Source organism: Pseudomonas sp. NDM (assembly GCF_003105095.1).
GTDB lineage: Bacteria > Pseudomonadota > Gammaproteobacteria > Pseudomonadales > Pseudomonadaceae > Aquipseudomonas > Aquipseudomonas moraviensis_A.
In genome coordinates, this window is record NZ_QETJ01000215.1 from 1 (window position 1) to 6,826 (window position 6,826).

Below are 6,826 nucleotides of genomic sequence, written 5' to 3' on the forward strand. Positions count from 1 at the left end.
CGGCAGCTCCTACAGGAAATCGCATTCCTCTGTAGGAGCTGCCGAAGGCTGCGATCTTTTGGTCTTTAAGGGCGGTTCGCCCAACGCTGGCGCAACCACTCCAGATCTTCCGGCCGTGTCACTTTGAGATTATCCGCCCGCCCTTCGACCAGACGCGGCGCCAGACCGGCCCACTCCAGCGCCGAAGCCTCGTCGGTAATCACCGCATCAGCGACCAGACTGTCCGCCAACGCCCGATGCAAAGCCCCGAGGCGAAACATCTGCGGCGTATACGCCTGCCAGATCACGCTGCGATCCACCGTTTCAACCACACGCCCGTTTTTATCAACGCGTTTAAGCGTGTCGCGAGCGGGAACCGCCAATAGACCGCCCACCGGGTCATCCGCCAGTTCAGCGAGCAACTTGTCGAGATCATCACGACTCAGATTCGGCCGGGCCGCATCGTGCACCAACACCCAATCGTCATCGTCGGCACCCTGCGCATGCAGATGCAGCAAGGCGTTGAGCACCGAACCGGAACGCTCGGCTGCGCCGTCGACCCGCTGAATGCGCGAATCGTTGACGCAGGCCAGGTTCGGCCAATAAGGATCGTCAACCGCAAGACTGACCACCAGCCCCTTGAGGCGCGGGTGATCGAGGAAACAGCCGAGGCTGTGTTCGAGAATTGTGCGTCCGCCCAGTTGCAGGTATTGCTTGGGACGGTCCGCGGCCATTCGGGCACCGACGCCCGCGGCAGGAATCACGGCCCAGAAGGCCGGCAGGGAATCGATCATTGGGCCAACTGGTAAAGGGTTTCGCCGTCCTTGACCATGCCCAGTTCGTGACGAGCCCGCTCTTCAACGGTCTCCATGCCTTTTTTCAATTCGCTGACTTCAGCGTCCATCACCCGGTTGCGCTCCAGCAGGCCTTCGTTCTCGGCATGTTGATCGGCGATCTGCTGTTTCAGCTCGGCGACCTGCGCCAGACTGCCATTGCCCACCCACAGGCGGTACTGCAGACCGGCCAGCAGCAAGAGCAAAACGAGAAACAACCAGTAAGGACTGCGCATCGAATATCAGGTATCCAGTGAAAAAAGACAGCCACGCATCATGTTGCTGCATCTGATAGCACAAGCCTGGAAAGATCCAGGCTTGTGCTTAAGGCATCAGATTAGTGGCAAATCCATCGCTGTCACGACTTTTCCGACACAATCCGGTGTCCTTTGATCAGGTTGCGCTTAACCGCGGAACTCGGCGCGGCCGTTGTACTTGGCCTTGCCGTTCAACTGCTCTTCGATACGCAGCAGCTGGTTGTACTTGGAAACGCGGTCGGAACGGCACAGCGAACCGGTCTTGATCTGGCCAGCCGAGGTGCCCACGGCCAGGTCGGCAATGGTCGAATCTTCGGTTTCACCGGAACGGTGCGAGATCACTGCGGTGTAACCGGCAGCCTTGGCCATCTGGATGGCTTCCAGGGTTTCGGTCAGGGTGCCGATCTGGTTGAACTTGATCAGGATCGAGTTGGCGATCTTTTTATCGATGCCTTCTTTCAGGATCTTGGTGTTGGTCACGAACAGGTCGTCGCCTACCAGCTGGGTCTTCTCGCCGATCTTGTCGGTGAGGATTTTCCAGCCAGCCCAGTCGGACTCGTCCAGACCGTCTTCGATGGAGATGATCGGGTAACGCTCGGTCAGACCCTTGAGGTAGTCGGCGAAACCTTCAGCAGTGAACACCTGACCTTCGCCGGACAGGTTGTACTTGCCGTCTTCGTAGAACTCGCTCGCAGCGCAGTCCAGCGCCAGGGTCACGTCGGTGCCCAGCTTGTAACCGGCATTGGCCACCGCTTCGGAGATCACTTTCAGCGCATCTTCGTTGGACGCCAGGTTCGGTGCGAAACCGCCTTCGTCGCCAACGGCGGTGCTCAGGCCACGGGCCTTCAGCACGGCTTTCAGGTGATGGAAAATCTCGGTGCCCATGCGCAGACCTTCCGAGAACGACTTGGCGCCGACTGGCTGCACCATGAATTCCTGGATGTCGACGTTGTTATCGGCGTGCTCGCCACCGTTGATGATGTTCATCATCGGTACCGGCATCGAGTACACACCCGGGGTGCCGTTGAGGTTGGCGATGTGTGCGTACAGCGGCAGGTCCTGATCCTGCGCAGCCGCCTTGGCCGCAGCCAGGGACACGGCGAGGATGGCGTTGGCGCCCAGGGTCGCTTTGTTTTCGGTACCGTCGAGCTTGATCATCGCCTGGTCGAGGGCTTTCTGGTCGCTTGGGTCAGTGCCCAGCAGCAGATCGCGGATCGGACCGTTGATGTTGGCTACCGCCTTGAGCACGCCCTTGCCCAGGTAACGGCTCTTGTCGCCATCACGCAGCTCGAGTGCTTCACGCGAGCCAGTGGATGCACCGGACGGCGCGCAGGCGCTGCCGATGATGCCGTTGTCGAGAAGCACGTCCGCTTCCACGGTGGGATTGCCACGGGAGTCGAGAACTTCACGACCTTTGATGTCGACGATTTTTGCCATTGTTGTAAACACTCCAAAGTTGACGAAAACGACGCAGCTAGAGGAAATCTTTATCGTCGGCAAGCGAAGTACAGCGGGCAGACTTGCAGACGACAGCGCTCAAGCCCGAGGGCCTGAGCGACAAATCGTGCGGTACTTTACCGGAGAATCGAGCGTTACGCGGTTTCTACCGTCGGAAAACTCTTCACCAGTTCGTCCAGAGCTTTGAGCTGGGCCAGGAATGGCTCCAGTTTGTCCAGACGCAACGCGCAAGGGCCGTCGCATTTGGCGTTGTCCGGATCCGGGTGCGCTTCGAGGAACAGACCCGCCAGCGACTGGCTCATGCCGGCCTTGGCCAGATCCAGAACCTGGGCACGACGACCACCGGCGGAGTCGGCACGACCACCAGGCATTTGCAGCGCGTGGGTCACGTCGAAAAACACCGGATATTCGAACTGCTTCATGATGCCGAAGCCGAGCATGTCGACCACGAGGTTGTTGTAGCCGAAGCTCGAACCGCGCTCGCAGAGGATCAACTGATCGTTACCGGCTTCGACGCACTTGTTCAGGATGTGTTTCATTTCCTGAGGCGCGAGAAACTGGGCTTTCTTGATGTTGATCACGGCGTTTGTCCTGGCCATCGCGACAACCAGATCGGTCTGGCGCGACAGGAAGGCCGGCAACTGAATGATGTCGCAGACTTCAGCGACGACCGCGGCCTGATCCGGCTCGTGGACGTCGGTGATGATCGGCACGCCGAAGGCCTGTTTGATGTCCTGGAAGATGCGCATGCCCTCTTCCAGGCCAGGACCGCGATAGGAGGTCACAGAAGACCGGTTGGCCTTGTCGAAGCTGGCCTTGAACACGTACGGGATACCCAGTTTTTCGGTGACCTTTACGTACTCTTCGCAAACCTGCATGGCCATGTCACGGCTTTCCAGCACGTTCATGCCGCCGAACAGGACCATCGGCTTGTCGTTGGCAATCTCGATGTCGCCGACGCGGATAATCTTCTGTGCCATCGGGTTACGCCTTCTTCTGGTGTTGAGCCAACGCGGCTTTGACGAAACCGCTGAACAGCGGGTGGCCGTCGCGTGGGGTCGAGGTGAACTCAGGGTGGAACTGGCAGGCGACGAACCATGGATGATCCGGCGCTTCAACCACTTCGACCAGCGCAGCATCGGCGGAGCGACCGGAGATTTTCAGGCCGGCTTCGATGATCTGCGGCAGCAGGTTGTTGTTCACTTCGTAACGGTGACGGTGACGCTCGACGATCACATCCTTGCCGTAGCAATCGTGCACTTTGGAGCCCGGCTCGAGCAGGCAATCCTGCGCGCCGAGGCGCATGGTGCCGCCCAGATCGGACGCTTCGGTACGCACTTCAACAGCGCCGGTGGCGTCTTCCCACTCGGTGATCAGGCCGACAACCGGATGGCCGCTGGCACGATCGAACTCGGTGGAGTTGGCGTCTTTCCAGCCCAGCACGTTACGAGCGAATTCGATGACCGCCACTTGCATGCCGAGGCAGATGCCGAGGTACGGAACCTTGTTTTCGCGAGCGTACTGAACGGCGGTGATCTTGCCTTCCACGCCACGCAGACCGAAGCCGCCCGGCACCAGAATCGCGTCGACACCTTCAAGCAGCGCAGTGCCCTGGTTTTCGATGTCTTCGGAATCGATGTAGCGCAGGTTGACCTTGGTGCGGTTGCTGATGCCGGCGTGACTCATCGCTTCGATCAGCGACTTGTAGGCATCGAGCAATTCCATGTACTTGCCGACCATGGCGATGGTCACTTCGTGTTCCGGATTCAGCTTGGCATCGACCACTGCGTCCCACTCGGACAGATCGGCACTGCCGCATTGCAGACCGAAACGCTCCACGACGAAATCGTCCAGACCCTGCGAGTGCAGGATGCCCGGGATCTTGTAGATCGTATCGGCGTCTTCCAGCGCGATCACCGCACGCTCTTCAACGTTGGTGAACTGCGCGATCTTGCGACGCGAGGACACGTCGATCGGGTGATCGGAACGGCACACCAGCACGTCTGGCTGCAGACCGATCGAACGCAGTTCCTTGACGGAATGCTGGGTCGGTTTGGTCTTGGTTTCGCCGGCGGTGGCGATATACGGCACCAGCGTCAGGTGCATCAGCATCGCGCGCTTGGCGCCGACTTCGAAACGCAGCTGGCGGATGGCTTCGAGGAACGGCTGCGACTCGATGTCACCGACGGTGCCACCGATTTCGACCATTGCCACGTCTGCATCACCGGCACCCTTGATGATGCGGCGCTTGATTTCGTCGGTGATGTGCGGGATCACCTGGATGGTTGCACCCAGGTAGTCGCCACGGCGCTCTTTGCGCAGCACGTGCTCGTAGACGCGGCCGGTGGTGAAGTTGTTGTTCTGGGTCATGGTCGTGCGGATGAACCGCTCGTAGTGACCCAGGTCCAGGTCGGTCTCGGCGCCGTCGTGGGTGACGAACACTTCACCGTGCTGGAACGGGCTCATGGTGCCTGGATCGACGTTGATGTACGGATCCAGCTTCAGCATGGTGACCTTAAGCCCCCGCGCCTCCAGGATAGCCGCCAATGAAGCCGAGGCAATGCCTTTCCCCAATGAAGAAACAACACCGCCCGTGACGAATATGTAGCGCGTCATGAAAAACCCTAGAAGTCTGCGTTAAAGCGGAACGAGCCGCCGGGGAAAGCGAAGGAAGGCCGAAGCCCCCGATCACCTGCATTAATCACAGTGCACCTTTCGAAAAAACCGCCGCGTTGTGACAGACCGGCAGATGAAACACCGGTACGTTGCTCGCTACACATTTTTTGGAATCGCCCAGCAAAGACTGCTTGGTAATCGGCAACTCCTGCAATTCAGGCGAATCCACAGAAGTTGTATCAAGAAGGGAGCGTAGTCTACCGGAATGCTCCTTTCAGCTCAAACCTTGATCTTCGTCTGTTGGCTGCCATTGCAATGCCCAGCCTTCGTGCATCTGACCGTCGAGACCCGACAGGTTCGCCACCGCGAGCAATTCTTCGCCACGAAACAGCAGCGGCAATCTGCCACGCACGAATGCCGGCACCGCGCGCTCATTGAGCAGACGCTTGAGATCACGACGACCGCGCTCGGCCAGTTGCATGACCTCACCGCCCTGCCGATAGGCAATGCGCAACGGCCCGGATGGAGCTTGCCCGTGAAACATGACGCGCCCGTTATCGGCCAAGCGTAGCGCTGACCTCGGGGTCTGCCAGTCGGCGCCGATCACTGGTAGGCGCAGCCAATGACCACTCAGCCACCAGATGCGGCCGGCGCTGCGATGCAGTTCGCCGTCGGCCAGCCGCCAGATCGGAGCGGCGTCGGCGCTGGCATCGCGCAGGTCGATCCAGCCCGACCAATGGTCAGCGTCTGGCAGCCGGGTCAACGGTTCGAGCCAGTGGCTGAGGGCATTTCGCTGGCGCGCGTCAGACAACGCTGCCAACGGCGCCAGCGCCAGGGATGGCACGCCGAGCCAATCAAACTCATGTGAAGTTTCAGCCTGCGCCAGATCGATCTGCGCCAGCTCATCAAGCAAGCCCTGCGCTTCACGCAGATGCGCCGCCGTACGCGCCATGCTCGCCTGCGCCTGCGGCCAGCGCTCGGTCAGCACCGGCATGATCTGGTGACGCAGATAGTTGCGCGAAAACTGCCGATCCTGATTCGACGGATCTTCGATCCAGCGCAACTGATGTGTCTGTGCATAACTTTCCAGCTCAGCGCGGCTGACATCGAGCAACGGTCGCACCAGCATGCCCTTCCCCACCGGGCGCTGCTGCGGCATCCCGCCAAGCCCACGTACGCCGGCTCCGCGCAACAGGCGAAACAGCAGCGTTTCCGCCTGGTCGTCGCGGTGTTGGCCGGTCAGAAGCACTTCATTGGTCTGCGTCAGCGAATTGAACGCGGCATAACGCGCATCCCGCGCCGCCCGCTCCAGGCTCGCCCCGCCCTTCACGGTTACCCGCTCCACGTGCAAAGGAACATCCAGCGCTTCGCAAATGGCCTGGCAATGTTGCGGCCACGCATCGGCCGCAGCCTGAAGGCCGTGGTGGATATGAATGGCGCTTAGCGCTGGGAGGGATTCGGTTTTCGCCAGAGTGGCGAGCAGATGCAGGAGGACGGTGGAATCGAGGCCGCCCGAGAAGGCGACGCGCCAGTGAGCGGCGTTGCGCCAGGGCTCAAGGTTCAGCAGAAGCTGCGACGGCAAATCACTCATGGACTGACCCATATCTAACTCTTTGCCCCAAAACAAATGTAGGAGTGAGCCTGCTCGCGATAGCGGTGTGACAGCCAACACATGGGTTGAAT

6 protein-coding genes are annotated in these 6,826 nt (G+C 60.1%); all 6 read right to left on the bottom strand.

The genetic code is table 11. The annotated features are described in order from the left end of the window. Positions 1–65: 65 nt before the first annotated feature. The 6 genes from ispD to tilS all read right to left on the bottom strand — a co-directional run bounded on the left by ispD (position 66) and on the right by tilS (position 6,746). The gene (gene ispD, locus DCO47_RS24765; protein ID WP_116659130.1) at positions 66–773 is read right to left on the bottom strand and encodes a 2-C-methyl-D-erythritol 4-phosphate cytidylyltransferase; all 708 of its coding nucleotides are present in this window, start codon (positions 771–773) and stop codon (positions 66–68) included. Continuing rightward, positions 770–1,048 carry a cell division protein FtsB gene (ftsB, locus tag DCO47_RS24770; protein WP_007964293.1) on the bottom strand — a complete coding sequence of 93 codons (279 nt, stop codon included), beginning with the start codon at positions 1,046–1,048 and terminating at the stop codon, positions 770–772. Before ftsB ends, ispD begins: the two co-directional genes overlap by 4 nt. 168 nt (positions 1,049–1,216) lie before the next feature. Next, complete coding sequence (gene eno / locus DCO47_RS24775; protein WP_041478121.1) at positions 1,217–2,506, bottom strand: phosphopyruvate hydratase; 1,290 nt, start codon at positions 2,504–2,506, stop codon at positions 1,217–1,219. Between the two features lie 155 nt (positions 2,507–2,661). Beyond that, positions 2,662–3,507, bottom strand: coding sequence for a 3-deoxy-8-phosphooctulonate synthase (gene kdsA / locus DCO47_RS24780; RefSeq protein WP_065615281.1), 846 nt, complete (start codon positions 3,505–3,507; stop codon positions 2,662–2,664). Positions 3,508–3,511: 4 nt separating this feature from the next. Next, positions 3,512–5,143: a CTP synthase gene (locus DCO47_RS24785; protein ID WP_016771462.1), complete on the bottom strand. Its 1,632-nt coding sequence runs from the start codon at positions 5,141–5,143 to the stop codon at positions 3,512–3,514. Between the two features lie 274 nt (positions 5,144–5,417). Then, on the bottom strand, positions 5,418–6,746 hold the full coding sequence (gene tilS / locus DCO47_RS24790; RefSeq protein WP_116659131.1) for a tRNA lysidine(34) synthetase TilS: 1,329 nt from the start codon (positions 6,744–6,746) through the stop codon (positions 5,418–5,420). Positions 6,747–6,826: the final 80 nt, after the last annotated feature.